This is a genomic window from Mucilaginibacter xinganensis, assembly GCF_002257585.1.
In the GTDB taxonomy this organism is placed as follows: domain Bacteria; phylum Bacteroidota; class Bacteroidia; order Sphingobacteriales; family Sphingobacteriaceae; genus Mucilaginibacter; species Mucilaginibacter xinganensis.
In genome coordinates this window covers 5,012,512-5,029,254 of record NZ_CP022743.1, presented here as the reverse complement: position 1 = coordinate 5,029,254, position 16,743 = coordinate 5,012,512, and the positions used below count along the sequence as shown (strand labels likewise).

Genomic DNA, 16,743 nt, shown 5'->3' with positions numbered 1-16,743 from the left:
TCTTACTTACTCAAACGCTGATGAAAAGATCACTACTATTAACACTTTTATTTGCATCTTTTTTTTATTTAAACGTGCAAAATGTGTGTGCACAAAGCTGGAGCACTCAAAGCCTGAGCTCAAGCTACTACCTGAACGGGATTTCGTCCGGTGCCGCCAATCAGGCCTGTGCAGTTGGGTTATTTGGTGCTATTATTACTACCAATGATGGAGGTACAACCTGGACAACGCAAACCTCTGGCACCACCAATAATTTATGGAGTACTTCCTTTGTTAGCGCTACCCAGGGGTGGGCGACAGGAAATGGGGGGATGATACTAACCACTACTGACGGGGGCGCTTCCTGGTCCACTCAAACCTCGGCTGTTACTTCGCAGTTATATGGCGTTTACTTTTTTAATGCAAATTATGGATGGGCAGTTGGTAACCAGGGAAAAGTTGAGGCCACTACCAATGGGGGAGTTACCTGGACGGCGCAAAATTCAAACTTACCAACTACAGGTCGGCCGCCACATACAACAATAGCAGCCTTACAAGCCGTTTACTTTGCCAGTTCTACCCAGGGATGGGCCGTAGGCGGATCGGGATCGATAATTGCTACCAGCGATGGGGGGACCACCTGGGCTACCCAAACATCAGGTACCACCCAAACATTAACCGGGGTTTATTTTATAAGTGCAACCACAGGGTGGGCTGTTGGCGGATCTGGAACCATATTGTTCACCAGTAACGGCGGCAGCACCTGGACCAGCCAAACATCGGGGACTACAAATTCATTAACCAGCGTTTATTTCAAAAATGCCACCCAGGGATGGGCCGTAGGCGGTTCCGGTACCATACTAACTACTAGTGATGCCGGGGCTACCTGGACGAGCCAGACCTCGGGTACTACAACCTCAATTCAAGGTGTGCGGTTTACCAGCAATGGGCGTGGATTTGGAGTGCTATACGGATCTTCGACCATCCTAACCCTGGCGCCGCCCGCGGCTACTACCATTACTTCCATCACCGGGAGCAGTGCTTATTCAAGTGCCGCTGCTGTAAATTACAACGTTACCTTCGGGGGGGCGGTTACAGGGGTTACAGCAAGTAATTTTTCATTAACAACTACGGGAGTAACTGACGCGAGTGTTGGTACCCCAACAACCGCTGATAATTTAACCTGGACCGTGCCCGTTAATACAGGAACTGGAGATGGAACAATTGGTTTAAACCTGTCTAATGCAACGGGTTTGTCACTTGCTATAAGTGACGCTTTGCCTTTTAACGGAGGAAGCGTGGTTATAGATAAAACGGCACCGGTGGTTACTATAGGTAGCCCCTCTGTGGCATCGTTAGCGGCAGGAACAGCCGATGTAACCTATAATGTTGCCTATAACGATGCGAACTTTAATGCAAGTACACTGTCAACCGGCGACATTACTTTAAATACAACAGGCACAGCAACGGGAACAGCTGCAGTAACCGGTACGGGTGCTGCACAAACAGTTACCATTACAGGCATAACCGGACAAGGCACAATCGGGATCTCAATAGCAGCAGGAACAGCCTCAGATAAAGCAGGCAATACAGCTGCGGCTACCGGCCCTTCAACAACCTTCAGTGTAATGCTGGCCGAGCAAATAACTTTTAGTGCGCTTTCTGCAAAAAACTATGGCGACATTGATTTTTCGCCCGGTGCCACCAGTAACAACAACAGCATCCCAATTACCTATAGTAGTGATAACCTTTCAGTAGCCAGTATTGTAAATGGCAGTATTCATATTAAAGGAGCAGGTACCGCAAATATTACTGCCTCGCAGGCCGGTGATGATTCAAACATAGCTGCACCGGATGTTGTACAGCAATTAACGGTTGGCAAAGCAGCATTAACAATTACTGCAGACGACCAGGTGAAAGCTTACGGCGCAGCCGTGCCGGCATTGACAGCCAGTTACAATGGTTTTGTAAATGGTGACACTCCTGATAGCTTAAGCACGCAGCCAACGCTGGGAACAACTGCAACTGCTGCATCTCATGTGTTAGGGTCGCCTTACGCAATTACAGCAGACGGGGCCGCAAGCTTAAATTATACCATTAGCTACCTGGCGGGCGCACTAACCGTAAATGCTGCACCATTAACAATAACCGCAGCTGATCAAACCAAACAATACGGAGCGGAACTTCCTGTTTTAACAGCAAGCTATACAGGATTTGTGAACGGAGATACTGCGGACAATTTAACTACTGCACCAACGCTCAGTACCACAGCTACGGCGTCCTCGCCATTAGCGGGAAATCCATATGCGATAACGGCAAGCGGAGCTGTTGACGCAGATTATAGCATTAGTTATGTGTCAGGCGTATTGACCATTATAGCAGGAAGTGACGCTACATTATCGGCCCTGGGCACCCCTGGGAATAATTTGACCCCCGTTTTTAATAGTGGTACACTTAGTTATACAGCAACCGTAACCAATGGCACCACAACCACTACGGTAACACCAACTGCCACAGATGCAAATGCGGCTATAGCGGTACAGGTAAACAACGGCGGTTATACCGCAGTAAGCAGCGGCAGCGCTTCAACCCCGTTAGCCTTAAATTTAGGCGAAAATGCAATTGACGTTAATGTAACCGCGCAGGATGGTGTGACAACAAAAACCTACACGATAACTGTGACCAGAACACCATTAACCAATGCCCTTTTAAGCGGGCTTGCTTTTGACCCATATTTTAAAGCAACTACAGTACCGGGACCCGATTATAAAAATTATTCAGGAATGGTAGCTAATTCAGTAAGTTCGATAACATTAAAACCGGTAACGCAGGATCCAACTGCTACGGTAACAGTAAATGGTACGGTGGTAAGTTCGGGCTTATCATCGGCACCAATAGCGCTGAATATCGGAGCAAATGTTATTACCACGGTGGTAAAAGCTCAGGATGGTATAACCACTAAAACCTACAGCACCACGGTAATGCGCCAGGGTAACGCGTTGCTAAGCACACTTAAGTTTAGTACGCCATTTACCATTAACACGGTAACCGGGCCAGGGTATAAGAATTATACAGCATCTGTAAACAGTTCAATAAGTTCGGTACAGGTAATCCCTTCAACAGAGGATCCAACATCGACGATAAAGGTTAACGGTGTTACGGTAGTCTCCGGCACTGCTTCTGATCCTATTGCCCTTACCATAGGCGCTAACACGATAAATACAGTAGTAACCGCTACGGATGGAACCACCACCAAAACGTACACCATAGTAATCACCCGGACCTATAGTACCCTGCTTACTTCGCTGAAGTTTAGTCCGACGATACCCGTTACAACGGTGTCTGGCCCGAATTATAAGGATTACGCAGCGACAGTTAAAAATACAGTGAGCTCGGTAACAATAATCCCGCTGGCTCAGGACCCAAGCGCAACCATTACTGTAAATGGAATAACAGTAGCTTCCGGCACCGCATCCATGCCTATACCGTTGAATGTAGGTGACAACGCGATCACAACTGTTGTAACAGCGGGAGATGGTATAGCAACCCGAACCTACAGTGTAACGATAAACCGGGGAGTGAATGCGCTGTTGTCATCGCTAACGTTTAGTCCGCGGATAACCTTAGCGACAGTAGCGGGGGTAAACTATAAAGATTACACGGCAACTGTAAACAGTACAGTAAGTTCAGTAACGTTAAAACCGGTAACCCAGGACGCTACCTCAACGATCACCGTAAATGGTACGCCTGTAATTTCGGGAACTGCATCTGCAGCTATTCCGCTGAATGTGGGTGACAATACAATTGCGGCGATAGTAACAGCAAAGGACGGCACCACCACCAATACGTATAGCAGTGTCATCACCAGGCTGGCGCCGGCGGTAGTAGCCTCCAATTATAATGCAACGCTGGTAGCCATGGCCCCGGTAAGTACGCCTGAGATATTGGTACACCAGAACGTATCGCCCAATGGTGACGGTAACGGTGATGTGCTAAAGATAGATGGCATAGCCGCTTACCCTGAAAATACGCTACAGATCATGAGCCGAAACGGAGCATTGGTTTACGAGGCGAAAGGTTATGACAATGCCACAAAAGCATTTGACGGGCATGCCAGCACCAACGGCAAGCTACAGGAGCCAGGTACTTACTTTTACGCATTAACCTATAAGGCGGGTACTGAAACTATTTATAAAACGGGCTATTTTGTAATTAAATATTAAGAGATACTAAATTATTTATAAAATAAAAGAAGCCGTTCCATAATTTTATTTATGAGACGGCTTCTTTAAATGTATTGATTACTTTTAATTTAAAGCGCTATTAAAACATTGAAAATTCAACACGACGGTTTATCTGGCGTCCTTTTTCTGTTTTGTTTGTTGCGATAGGATTTGATTTACCATAGCCTTCAGCCTGTATTTTAGATGCATCGGCACCCTGGGTTGCAAGGTAAGTTTTAACTGCTTCAGCACGTTCACGGGATAGTTTTAGGTTGGCTTCAGTCGATCCAACATTATCTGTGTAACCAGCTAATTTCAGGTTAAAACCTTTACTAACCAATAGTTGAGCAAGTTTATTTAAACTTTCAAATGAATGATCACGAATGGTTGATTTACCAAAATCAAATTCCAGGTTTTTAACAGCTTCGCTAACTACTTTTCTATCTTCCTGTGTTACATAAACCTTAACGTCGGGTTTTTTAACAGGAAGCGGGCAACCGGCACCGTCAACTTGTGTACCTGCAGGTGTATTAGGGCACTTGTCAAACATATCAATTACACCGTCGCCGTCGGAGTCAACTGTAAGCTTATCAAGTTTGGCATTGGTATTAGCCAGGTCACTAGCCAGTTGTTGGTTTTTAGCTTTTTGCTGATCAACCTGAATCTGCAGGCGTTGCTCATCCATTAAATATTCGGTACGCATTGAAGCTACCGGGTTGTGTGTCGCCAATTGTGGTTTTGAACGGCTACCCAGGGCAAACTCTAAACCAATGTGTCCATAAGAAAACCTGTCATTGGTTGAACCTGTAACTATCCCGTCAAAATTATCCGCATTAACAAAGTTAACCTGGTAACCCAGGTCAAGATTTACACCTTTAGCGAGGTCAATTTTAAACCCGGCACCTACCGGTAAATAAAACTCGTGGGTACGGGCCTGGGTTACTTCTGTTCCGTTGTTGTTTACCACGGCTGAGTAACCAACCACACCACCACCTACGGTTAAATAAGGCTGGATGGCTGATTTATTGTGCCTCCAGTTAATGTTTGCCAGTGTGAAATTTGCTGCAAGATCTACCGCATAATTAAGTTTGGTATTAAAAGATGTGTAACCGCCCGTAGCTTCATTAAAAGAAGTTACAGCACCACCAACGTTACCTGTAAGGAAATTGGCCTGAATCCCAAATGAGGGAAGGATCTGGTCTTTGATAAAACCACCATATCCAATTTTTTCGTGGGGGGAGTGAACGTCCTGGTTTTTAATGCCGAAAATAGAGTAAGGGGTTAATACGCCGCCTTCAAAACCTACAGACCAGGTACGGAATGCGCTGCCATCAGAAAACGGCTGCACGTAATCTTTAGTCATTATTTTTGTGCTATCCGGAGTTTGGGCAAATAACCTGCCGCCAATAACAAGCCCTGTTAGTAATAATGAGGCTTTTTTAAGTTGTAAATGTTTCATTTGAATTATTCTTATATAATTGATTTTATTGTTAAAATCAATTGTTCATTGGCAATAGCAGTGCCATGGGTTAAAAAAATATTCAGTTGAAAATCCGTTGGTGCAGTAAATGTGCTGAAACTGAAGTTAATGCAGGTTGTGAGGGTATTGGCTTTTGATTAGGTAAGCCGGATTTTGGATAAAAGACGTTATGTGGTAATTTGTCCTTTTTTTAATACATAATTCGTAGCTGGCTACAAAAATGATTGTACCAGGTGTGGCATTAAGTCAATACCACTGTATTTAAACGGAATCAATTATTTTAATGCCCGAACTTCATCCAAACAAAATAGCCAAGCCACAAAACTATATTTGAATATATGCCCGCTAACACATCGTCCATCATTACACCTGTGCCGCTGGGTAGGGCCTCCATTTTGCGGATAAATAATGGTTTTACAATATCAAAAAACCGGAACAGCACAAAACCTGCTAATAAGAAATAGATATTGGCAGGGATAAATAACATGGTAATCAACATCCCGGCAACTTCATCAATCACCACCCGCGAACTGTCTTCGCCCCAATCGGGTTCTACCTTATTGCTCACGTAAACGCCCCAAAGGGTTATTATCACAGTGATGATAAGCAGGTATAAGGGGTTTTGAAAAAAGGGTTGTTGCCACAACAACCAAATGAAACCGCAGGTTACTAACGCTGCATAAGTGCCGCCTCCCTTAAGAAATCCAATTCCAAAAATTGATGCTATTATTTTGTTGAACTTAAGTATCACTGTGTTCTTGTTTAGTTAAGGTCGGTATTTAACATGGTTTTTAAAATGTTGGCCTGCACATCAATATTGCTCATGTTTTGCAGGAAGTTGATGTCCTCCAGCTTTTTTAGGTCCTCTATTAACAGGGTTTTTATATCGGCAGGCATATTTGATTTCATGGCGCCGGCGCTGCTTAATAATTTGTCGTTCTTGTCATTCAACTCATGGATCAGCTTTTCTTTCTTTGAAAGATTGTTTGACCAGTCGATCCCGCTGATCCTCGCTACATCTAAAAAGATGAACAGGTTGCGCGCCGGGAAATATAAAAAGTGCCGCTCAGTATCAGTAAATTTATAAACTTCAATAACCTGGCTGCCCGATTTTAACCCGCAAAAAAACTCGGTTTTAAAATCATACTTACAAAGCAGGCCCATTAATTTTTTCTGGATAATGGCGCGGCTGTTGGTATAAACCTCGTTGTCCTTGTAAGTCACCAGTTCGTCAAAGAGCTTATTATCTATGGCATAGAAAAAATCAGGTGCAAAGCGTGAGCTGAAAGCATTGATGTTTTTGGAGAGGGGATCGTCCGGAGAATCGTCCGACAACACCTGGAACAGCTTTCGCAGGGACAGGTTGATCTTGAGCGACTGTCGCTGTTTATCGATGTTGAAATTATTTTCAGTGTAAACCGAATCGGTCAATTTCTCAACCATCTCTTTATTTACCTGGATCTCATCAAATAAGATGCTGATGTTATTCTCGTTGTTCTTTTTTATTTTCCTTAGCAGCTCAATCAGGCTGGCGGTAAATTGAAGGTGAAAAAGCTCCAGCTTGTTGATATCAAGCTCTGAATTATTCTCAAAAAGCTTGTGGATCACCTGGCTGCGTAAATAAATTTTATAAATAATATCTTCTCCAAAATAAACAGAAAGCAATTGCAGCTTACTCAGCATCCGGTTGGATTCATTTAAAATATTTATTCGGTTTTCATCCATTAATGGGCAGCCAATATTTTTTTATGCAAAATTACAAAATTACAGGGGCATTAATGCAAAAAGCCGGCATTGCGCTGTATTTAGCAATGCCGGCTTTAACAAAGGTTTATGACCTGACTAATTATTGGTTAGTCACTGTCTTTTTTAACTCGGTTTCCAGGGTTTGCAATTCGGTGTTTAACGTTTTGCGGTTTTGGGTGCCTTCTTCGTGGATCCGTTTTACTTCTGTCAACGTTTCAATAAGCGATGCCGTTGTTTTCTTCAGGGTATCCAGTGACACTACAGTTTTTTCATTTTCGCGGGCCACATCAATGCTGTTCTGTTTTAGCAGTTCGGCATTTTTTTGAAGGATGGTATTGGTGGTGTCCGAGATCTTTTTCTGCATTTCCACGTTTTCCTTTTGCCTGTTCAATGCAACGGCAATGGTAAGCTGATTTTTCCAAACCGGGATGGTGGTGGATACGATGGACTGTGCTTTTTCGGCAATGCTGGTATTGTTGTTTTGCACCACCCTGATCTGCGCCAGCGACTGTAGCATAATAAAGCGCACCACCTTTAGGTCTGCCAGCCGCTTATCAAGCCTGTTGGTGAAATCGCGCATATCGGCTATTTCATAATCGTTGTAGGCCGATGGGTTGGCATCCATTTGCGCAAGCTGCTCATTAAGTTCGGTAAGCTTTAACTGGCCGGAGATGATCAGTTCCTCCATCTGGTGGATGTAGCTTACATTGCTGTCGAACATAGTTTGCAGCGATGCGTTATCTTTAATGGAATTGATCCTGCCGGCTTTGATCTTATTGGTGATCTTATCGATGTTGTTAATTACTGTATCATACTTCTGAAATAACTTTTTGGCATCAAATACCAGTTTTTTTACAAAAGGGATATGTGAAATGAACGAGGTGAACGCATTTTGGTTCAGTTCATCCACGTCAATATAATTCAGCTCGGTCAGCAACTCATTAATGAGGCCGCCAACTTCACCAGCGTTATAGGTACGCACTGAGGTTAAAAACGTGTTACTGTACTTTTCCATTGAACTTTGCACTTCGGTGCCATAGTTCAGTATAGAGTTCACATCTTTAGGATCAATAGCTTTGCTTATTTCGCTGTACTTTTTTACTTCATCCGGGCTGATATTGGCAAGGTCAACGTTGCCTTCCTTATCCAGTTTTACCGGGGTAGTGTTGCTGATATCCAGCTTAACCGGGGTAATGTTAAGCTCGTCGTTATTTAATGTGCTGTCCATAATTTGTTTCTTTAAAATATATTGTTGTAAGCGCCCGGATCACCATTAAATAAAACCCCGGCGCTTTTTTATTATAAATAGTTTTGGCTAACAGTTTTTACGGTTTCTTCCAGCTTCCTGTCGCGGGTGGGCTCGCCAATGGCATTGAATTTCCACTCGGCGTTCTTTTTGTAAAACACGCCCATTACCATGGATACATGACCAGCAAAATCTTTACTATGCCCTATATCATAGGTAGCGTAAACTTCGTTCACCCTTTTTGGCGTGCCTTCATAAATACGGATAGAGGCAAAGGGAATAGTCCCAAAATCCTGTCCGCGAAAACTGTTTAGTACAAAGGCGACGTAATTTACCGCCGGGTTTAACCGCGAAAGATCAAGCGTTATTACTTCATTATCCAGGCCGTCATCACCATCCATATCGCCGGTAAGGTCATCGCCGCTGTGCTGTACCGCGCCATCTTTTGAACGCAGGTTGCCAAAGTAAACCACATCTATCAGGTTTTTGGCGTCGTCAAATAAAGCGCAGCTGGCATCAAGGTCAACGGCTTCTTTGGTTACCCCAAAGCCAAACAGGCCTTTTTTTTCAATAGCACCCCAGTTAATGCCTACGCAAACGCTTTGCAGCTTGCTGCCATTGCTTTTCTCCAGGCTAATGCGCTGGCCTTTTTGAAGATTGATAGCCATGGCTTATTGGTATTTGTTTAAATAATCCTGCAGGCCGCCTTTCATGCCTGCGCCAACGGCCTCAAACTTCCAGTTGTTATCGCGTTTGTAGATCCTGCCGAACTCAACAGCAGTTTCAATAGAAAAATCTTCTTCCAGTTCGTAATTTAAAAGATCAGCATTGGTTGCAGTATCAAAAATGCGGATGAACGAGTTACGTACCTGGCCAAAGTTTTGCCTGCGGTTTTCAGCTTCGTGAATGGTAACCACTACGCAGATCTCGGTAGCTTTAGGATCTATTTTTGAAAGATCGATCTTTATTTGCTCATCGTCACCATCGCCTTCGCCGGTCAGGTTATCGCCAGTGTGTTCAACAGCGCCATCCGGTGATTTAAGGTTGTTATAAAATACAAAATATTCGTCGGCCAGTAATCTCTTGTTTTCTCCTAGTACAAAAACAGATGCGTCCAAATCAAAAGCGCTGCCTGTTGATGAACTGTTGGTATCCCATCCTAAACCAATGGTAAATTTGGGAGCGCCGATATTTTCACGCTGCCCTTTTTGCAAATTAATTGCCATGTTTAATTAAGTTTTTATTGTTTATAAATAGGTTGTCCGTAATAAAGTTAAGGTTTTTGGCGTAGGCATCAATCGTATGATAGCCGTTGCCAAGCGCCATGTCATAAAGCAAATTAACAAAACTTTGGTCCTGGTTTTCAATAAAAATGCGGAAGCATTCAAAATTGTAATTCAGGATGTATTTCACTATCCGGGTATTAATGATAAACTGCCCGCTTTTGATGATCGGTTCCAGGTCAAATATAGTTTTTACCTGGTGGTAGTTCAGCAGGTTCTCAATATTAGGGTGAATGCTTTTGTTTACAAGCTCTGCAAAGTAAAGCATATAAATATCATTTTGCAGGCCGTAGGCATTAACCATTTTCATAATCATGCGCTCGTGGCTGCCGGTAATTTTTATATCATCTAAAAATAGCAGTGTTTTGCCCGCCAAAAAATGTTTATCAATATGGAACGAATCGTTACCGATGAGGTTGATCCTTTCCTCTGCATTCAACTCGCCATAATCCTCCTTATAGGTAATGGTGCGGTGTACTTTTGTTTCCTGCACCACGGGATATCCATTTTGTGCCAGCCAGCGGTTAAGCCGGTAAACAAACCATGTTTTCATGGCAAAGGTGGCCGTAGGGATAAAGGAGTAGGGGCTGGAGATCACTGCAATTTGCTGCAAAATAGGCTCCTGCTCCAGATGCGACCGGATAAAGCCGTCGGCAAGGGTGGTGCCAAAATGTTTTGCAACGGCATCATCACCAAACTTAAAGCGGCTGTAATCATCAGGGTTAAAACCAAATAATGCCGGGTTATCTATATGATGTAATGAAAAGGTGGTGTTCATTAATTTTTTAAATTAGTTATATCCAGCCCGTTTGAATTAATAAGCATGGTTTTTATGCCCGCAGCCTGAGCGCCCGCTATATCAGCCACCGGGTTATCACCCACGTGTATAATATCATTTAAATCAATTTGTTTGGGATGATTTACCTGCGCTATATGTTGAAGCATTAATTGAAAAAAGGCCGGGTTAGGCTTTGACATTCCGGCTTCGTCAGAGTAAAGCTGAAAATCAAAATATTGATCTATTTTTAATTCCACCAGTACTTTTTTTAATGTTATGCCTTTAATAAAGCCGGTATTGCTGAGTAAGCCGAATGTGCCGCCGCTTTTAGTTTTTAGATGATCGAGCACCTCAATTGTTACAGGGGAATATATTACGGGCAGGTAATCAAAAAGTAACAGTTCCATATCGGCGTAGAGCTTTGCGATATCGATGTCGCTTAGGTTTAACCGGTTATCGTTTATTAAACTGATCACCATCAGGTACATTTCCTCAGCATCAATATTCTGCCCGGTATTTTCATTAACCGCATTGCACATCAGGTCAACCTGCCTGAAAACCTGTATCACCTCTTCCAAGCTTTTATGGTATGGGTTAAAATCGCGGTGAAAGATCTCTGCCCGCCGGGCTTTAAAGCCGGGGTTTGATTTTATAAGCGTTAGCCAAAGATCAAAAGAATAATGCCGGTAATACTGCATAGGGGTAAGCTGTAGTTTTTGAATGGTTGTATTTGCCAGGTTACTAATGATCTTCGGCGTAAAGCAGCTTCAAATTAAGCTTTATAGTTCTTTAAAATCTCCAGGAAATTATCAGTGGGATGCGGATCGCCAATTGCCCTGAACTTCCACGAACCATCCCTGCGATAAACTTCGGCAAAGGTCATGGAGCACATGCCATTATAGGTGGCATCGCCGGAGAGGCTGAATTTTGCAATCTCTTTGCCCCGGTTGTCAACCGCCCGTATAAATGCATTATCAACCATGCCAAAATGCTGGTTGTTTTTGCGGCCCTGGTAAATGGCCACAATAAAAAGGATCCTGTCGAACTTTGGGTCAAGCGCGTCAAGCTTTACAATTATCTGCTCATCATCACCATCACCGGCACCTGTGCGGTTATCGCCTGTAAGCCAGATATTACCTGAGGGATGTTTCATGGAGTTGAAATAGATCACGTCACCTTCATAAAGGCTGATGGTTTTGCCGCTGCTGGTTTGGGTAGTACGGCCCATGTTGGCCACTTTGCCGTTTTTATCAAGAAGGAAAGCAATAGCATCCAAATCATACTCGGTTTCTTCCTCTCCGCCGCCAAAAAGTTTGCCTAAAAAGCCGCTGCTTTTGGTTTGCCTAACGTCCCATCCCAAGCCAATAGTAACCGACGACAGGTCGTAATTTTCGCCGCCGTCATTTTTCCTAAGGTCAATAGTTTGACCTTTTACCAGGTTTATAGCCATAATATTTTTCTTATTTTATAATTTGTCCTTTAAAATACTTGCTTAAAAAGAAGGCAAGATCCTCTTTATAACCCACGCCGGAAGCTTCGAACTTCCACTGGCCATTGCGCCTGTATAAACGGCCAAACTCAATGGCAGTTTCAATTGAAAAATCTTCGCCGAGCTCATACTTGCAAACTTCGTTGCCGGTAAGATCGTCGATGATGCGGATATAGGAATCGCGCACCTGCCCAAAGTTTTGCCGGCGGGGCTGCGCTTCATGAATGGTAACCACGAAAAGTATTTCCTGGATCTTCGAATCCACCTTAGTAAGATCGATATTAATGGATTCGTCATCGCCGCCATCGCTGTTGCCGCCTGACGGGTCATCGCCGGTATGGTGAACAGCCGCGTCGGGCGAATCGACATTATTATAAAAAACAAAGAATTCATCTGCAGGAACAAAGCGGTTGGCATCTATCATTATTGCCGACACATCCAGGTCAAATTCGTATCCTGTACCTTCGTTCGGGTTCCAGCCCAAACCCACTGTCATTTTAGATAAGCCGATATCTATTTTCTGTCCTTTTTGTAAATTGATAGCCATTGTAGTAGTATATATCTTTTATTACGGATGCGCCTGTTGTGAATTTGACGCAGTGATTTGATTTAAATTGTTGAACTAAGTTACAGTATTTAACAACTACCGATATAAATAAATTATTGTAATAATTTAATGATTTTGGCATCAAATAGCTGTTGTGCTACTTAATATAACGGTAAACAGGGGCCGGAATATTTTTAATTTATATCTTAGGGGACTTTTGAAATACCCCTGATAACGGCTTTATAACTATAATTGTAACTATGGACTTATTACACAAATTACTGGGGGAAGATATACAGGCGGGCTTGCTGGTGATACTCAACTTAATATTGATAGAAAGCCTGCTTTCTGTTGACAATGCCGCTGTGCTGGCTACTATGGTATTGGATTTGCCAAAGCACCAGCGCAATAAAGCGCTGCGTTATGGAATTATAGGTGCTTATGTGCTGCGGGGCGTTTGTTTGTTTTTGGCAGCGTGGCTTGTTAAGATCTGGTGGCTAAAACCAATAGGCGGCTTTTACCTGCTTTACCTTAGCTTTAACTATTTTAAAGGAAAAATTCAGGCGGCCAATAATGGCGGCGAGGCTGAATCGATAGACAAGAGCCAGAACTGGCTTTACCGCTCAACGGTAGGCATGTTTGGGGTATTTTGGTCAACAGTGGCGCTTGTGGAATTGATGGACCTTGCCTTTTCTATTGACAACGTGTTTGCAGCGGTAGCATTTACCGATCACGTATTTTTAATATATACCGGTGTTTTTATAGGCATCCTGGCTATGCGTTTTGTAGCGCAGGCTTTTGTAAAGCTGATGGAGAAATTTACCTTTTTAGAAACGGTTGCTTTTATAGTGATCGGGGTATTGGGCATTAAGCTTTCGGTTTCATTATACACCCATTTTTATCCCGGCACACCGGCGGCCGAAATGCTTGAAGGTAAACATGTGGATGTTTTTGTATCCATATTTACGGTAGCTATTTTCGTGATCCCGGTGCTTACTTCTATCCTGTTCAATTTCCCGAAACGGAATATAATGAAACCGGAAATAGCTGAAGAAGCAGAGGACGTGCTGGACAGGAGCTAAGGGTTCTGAAAAATTATGATCGTAAACGCCCGGCTTTATTTAAATAGAGCCGGGCGTTGTTATTCTAACACTTTTTTAACTGTTTTGAGTTCCTTTTCCCACAGTTTAATGGCTTTTTTCTCTGCTGCGATAGCCTTTACTTTATCGCCTCCCCGTCTGTACCAGTCCGCCATTTCGTGGTGCAGCTTTGCCATATCATCAATTGATGAATACGGCGGCGAGCGGTCGATTTTAGCCTGATAGCATTCAGCGCCTAACAGGTAAATTTCCTTCGGAGTAGTCAATTTGCGCGAATCGTCCTTTATGTCGTCAATAATGCTGGTGTAAGCGTACCATGCGTATGGAGATGCCATGGCCTGCTTGCCGAACTCATAAGCCTTGTTGGGGTCGGCTCTGAGTAGCGCAGTAAAAGTATATTTAGCCGTCCAAGGCGCATATTTCAACTTCGGTTCCTGTTTAACCATCTTTTCAACTACCATCAGGGTAGAATCGGGGAAACCCAAATCATTCAGGTCGGAATACTTTCCCTTATAATGGCGCACCAGGGACGCTACCGTATCATCCAAAATTTCTAAATATTTCTGACTGCTATCTGCATATTTTCTTCTTGACGATTCCGCTTCAATATCCCATGTGTTCTTTATTATTTTCTTTAAAACGGTATCGAGTTTGAGCGGGTGGCCGATCCAGGCGACTCTTCCCTGGCCATCTACCACAAAGGTAGCGGGAATATAGTCCCGATGATACGCTTCCAACCAGTCACGTACGGTAAAACTGGTGTCTTGCGAAGCTACATTGAAATCCATTTTATTACCCATTCCCTCAACAAAAGCCTTGAGTTTTTCTGCGGTAGCGCCTCTGGTTCCTCGATCTTCATGCACACTGACGGCTGAAAAAGTGACCCTGCCTTTATATTTGCGGGCTAAAGCCGAAAGATGGGGCATGGAGGCAACACAGGGAGCGCACCAGGTTGCCCAAAACTCAACTACGTACACCTTGCCTTTTTCAAAACTTGTAACAGGTGTTCCTTTAATCCACTCCCGAACGCGCAAAGGTGGGGCGGGGTCACCTAAGTTGCGGACAGCTGAAGTGTCTTTTTTTACACTGTCAACTTTAACGGACGAGTCTTTTTGCAAGTCGGTAAATTTAAGCGTTGTATCGTTTTGCGCCCGTGCAATGAGCGCTATCATACAGAAAAGGAGCAACAATAGAATTTTTGATTGCATAAATATATCTGATGCTTTGTCATGCCGCTGAGCTTTATCTGTTTGTTTTTAATTCATCTTCGTTAAATTCATTTAATGAGGCTGCCTTTTCATCAATCATTTCGCCTTCTTTAGTAAAAAGAAAATGATGCGGAAACTCTTGTGCCCAATTAAAACTTTTGGCAAATTCATTAATAAACCCCTTATCGAGTATGATAAAACAATTCTCTTTTTTTAGATGATACTTTTCTATAACAGCTATCCATTTCGTTTTATCGTTTTCAAAAAACAGCCATATTGGTTTTACTTTTGCAGAATTATCTAAATGTTGATTTTGGGAATATTGGGCGATTTCGTCTAAACAAGGTTTGCACCAGGTACCACAAAAATCAAATAAAATGTAGGATTGAGTACTGGTTTTGAATACATCTAAGTATTGAAGCTTCTTATCGTTGGTGTCAAATATTTCTGTGTTTCTTAATGTGCTGTTTAAATTACGGGAAATCTGGCTGCCTAAATTGGGGTCACTCAGATATTTTAAAGCGGCTTCCTTAAAAGGCGGGTACGTAAATTTTTCCAAGGCATAGCTGAATGATCCATTAACTTTTTGCATGCCAGTGATCCCATCTCTGAAGCAACGGAGTATTATGTATTGTTTGACTGTATCATTACAATGATCGAATTTTTCGATTATTCCGTTGTAATCTAATTTCAAAGCATCTTTATAAAAAAAATAAGCCCTGGAATAGGGCATCCAGTAATCAGGTGAACTGAACAAGTCTTTTTGTGAATGATATCCTGTAATGATCCTGTTGACATTTGTTGCGATGTTGTTTTTAATTTCAGGGTTTTTGGTGGGTTTTTTGTAAGATAGACAGAGGTCGTAAATCAGGAACCGGGTAACGTTTATGTAACAGTATTTTTTTATTTCATTTGACAGTTTTTCATCAGCTTTAATGTTTGGAAATTCCTTTAAGATTAATCTGGCGTACGAATCGGCGAGTTGATGAATATGCTTTTCTGATAAAAAAATGTCCAGGCCGTTTCGGGTGCCTATATGATTTAAAGCTGCAGAAAAATTAGCCCGGTAGGCGTCGATCTGAGGTTGAGGATGCCCGTTGTAGAGCGTAAAAAAGACGTTGCCGGAATTGATGTGGGTGGAATCTTTATAATCAAATTTAGTTTGTATTAATGTTTCAAAATTCATATTGACACTATCCCCCGGTGCTATATAAAATTCGCTAAAGCCTATTGTCAGTAATTTGGGATTATTTATATTAAATCTTATAACTTTTTTGAGATCATCGGCTGTGTCAGTTGTATTAACCGGCGGTGCAATCAAATTGTCTGTTAATCTATAGGGGTCATATTGGCCAAACGAGGTAAAAAAGCGGTCTGATTTTTTTTTTAGATTGATGACAATTACGGTATTATAACTGTTTTTCCCGATTGATTTTTTCGAAGAACTTGTCCCTTGCGAATTACAAGTTGTAATCATGGAAGATAGAGATAAAAATGTCAATAATTTTAATAAACCCATAATGATAGCTATATTGAAAATGAAGATTTCATTTAGGGCCTGTACTTACCCTTCCAATTTATTGTTGAGGAATGTGTACAAGCCCAATTTAAATTATTAACACCAATATGTTGCCTGAGTTGCAGCATTTGCACAGCAATAATTG

At 42.6% G+C, this 16,743-nt stretch carries 14 protein-coding genes; 2 read left to right on the top strand and 12 right to left on the bottom strand.

The window, feature by feature from the left end; all coding sequences use genetic code 11:
• Nucleotides 1–20: 20 nt before the first annotated feature.
• Nucleotides 21–4,202, top strand: coding sequence for a cadherin-like beta sandwich domain-containing protein (locus tag MuYL_RS21860; protein ID WP_094572572.1), 4,182 nt, complete (start codon nt 21–23; stop codon nt 4,200–4,202).
• Between the two features lie 100 nt (nt 4,203–4,302).
• Here the strand turns inward: MuYL_RS21860 and MuYL_RS21855 are convergent, their stop codons facing one another.
• The 10 genes from MuYL_RS21855 to MuYL_RS21810 form a co-directional block, all read right to left on the bottom strand.
• Nucleotides 4,303–5,661, bottom strand: a complete 1,359-nt coding sequence (locus MuYL_RS21855; protein ID WP_094572571.1) for an OmpA family protein — start codon at nt 5,659–5,661, stop codon at nt 4,303–4,305.
• 301 nt (nt 5,662–5,962) lie between these two features.
• Entirely contained in the window at nt 5,963–6,433 is a 471-nt protein-coding gene (locus MuYL_RS21850; RefSeq protein ID WP_211710198.1) for a phosphatidylglycerophosphatase A family protein, read from the bottom strand.
• 11 nt (nt 6,434–6,444) lie between these two features.
• Complete coding sequence (locus MuYL_RS21845; RefSeq protein WP_094572570.1) at nt 6,445–7,407, bottom strand: hypothetical protein; 963 nt, start codon at nt 7,405–7,407, stop codon at nt 6,445–6,447.
• A 121-nt stretch (nt 7,408–7,528) separates the two neighbouring features.
• The gene (locus MuYL_RS21840; RefSeq protein WP_094572569.1) at nt 7,529–8,656 is read right to left on the bottom strand and encodes a toxic anion resistance protein; all 1,128 of its coding nucleotides are present in this window, start codon (nt 8,654–8,656) and stop codon (nt 7,529–7,531) included.
• Nucleotides 8,657–8,727: 71 nt separating this feature from the next.
• A complete protein-coding gene (locus MuYL_RS21835; RefSeq protein ID WP_094572568.1) occupies nt 8,728–9,342 on the bottom strand; it encodes a TerD family protein in 615 nt (204 codons plus the stop codon).
• A gap of 3 nt (nt 9,343–9,345) precedes the next feature.
• A complete protein-coding gene (locus MuYL_RS21830; RefSeq protein WP_094572567.1) occupies nt 9,346–9,900 on the bottom strand; it encodes a TerD family protein in 555 nt (184 codons plus the stop codon).
• Complete coding sequence (locus tag MuYL_RS21825) at nt 9,890–10,735, bottom strand: phosphoribosyltransferase family protein (RefSeq protein ID WP_094572566.1); 846 nt, start codon at nt 10,733–10,735, stop codon at nt 9,890–9,892. Before MuYL_RS21825 ends, MuYL_RS21830 begins: the two co-directional genes overlap by 11 nt.
• Nucleotides 10,735–11,433 carry an HAD family hydrolase gene (locus tag MuYL_RS21820; protein ID WP_094572565.1) on the bottom strand — a complete coding sequence of 233 codons (699 nt, stop codon included), beginning with the start codon at nt 11,431–11,433 and terminating at the stop codon, nt 10,735–10,737. Before MuYL_RS21820 ends, MuYL_RS21825 begins: the two co-directional genes overlap by 1 nt.
• Before the next feature lie 74 nt (nt 11,434–11,507).
• The gene (locus MuYL_RS21815) at nt 11,508–12,185 is read right to left on the bottom strand and encodes a TerD family protein (protein ID WP_094572564.1); all 678 of its coding nucleotides are present in this window, start codon (nt 12,183–12,185) and stop codon (nt 11,508–11,510) included.
• 10 nt (nt 12,186–12,195) lie between these two features.
• A complete protein-coding gene (locus MuYL_RS21810; RefSeq protein WP_094572563.1) occupies nt 12,196–12,771 on the bottom strand; it encodes a TerD family protein in 576 nt (191 codons plus the stop codon).
• Between the two features lie 260 nt (nt 12,772–13,031).
• Here MuYL_RS21810 and MuYL_RS21805 point away from each other — a divergent pair, with 260 nt between their 5' ends.
• Entirely contained in the window at nt 13,032–13,853 is an 822-nt protein-coding gene (locus MuYL_RS21805; RefSeq protein WP_094572562.1) for a TerC family protein, read from the top strand.
• Between the two features lie 59 nt (nt 13,854–13,912).
• On the opposite strand, the gene MuYL_RS21800 is transcribed toward MuYL_RS21805, so the two are convergent.
• Nucleotides 13,913–15,079 carry a TlpA family protein disulfide reductase gene (locus MuYL_RS21800; RefSeq protein ID WP_094572561.1) on the bottom strand — a complete coding sequence of 389 codons (1,167 nt, stop codon included), beginning with the start codon at nt 15,077–15,079 and terminating at the stop codon, nt 13,913–13,915.
• A gap of 34 nt (nt 15,080–15,113) precedes the next feature.
• Entirely contained in the window at nt 15,114–16,265 is a 1,152-nt protein-coding gene (locus tag MuYL_RS23555) for a TlpA family protein disulfide reductase (RefSeq protein ID WP_157741049.1), read from the bottom strand.
• Between the last annotated feature and the right edge of the window lie 478 nt (nt 16,266–16,743).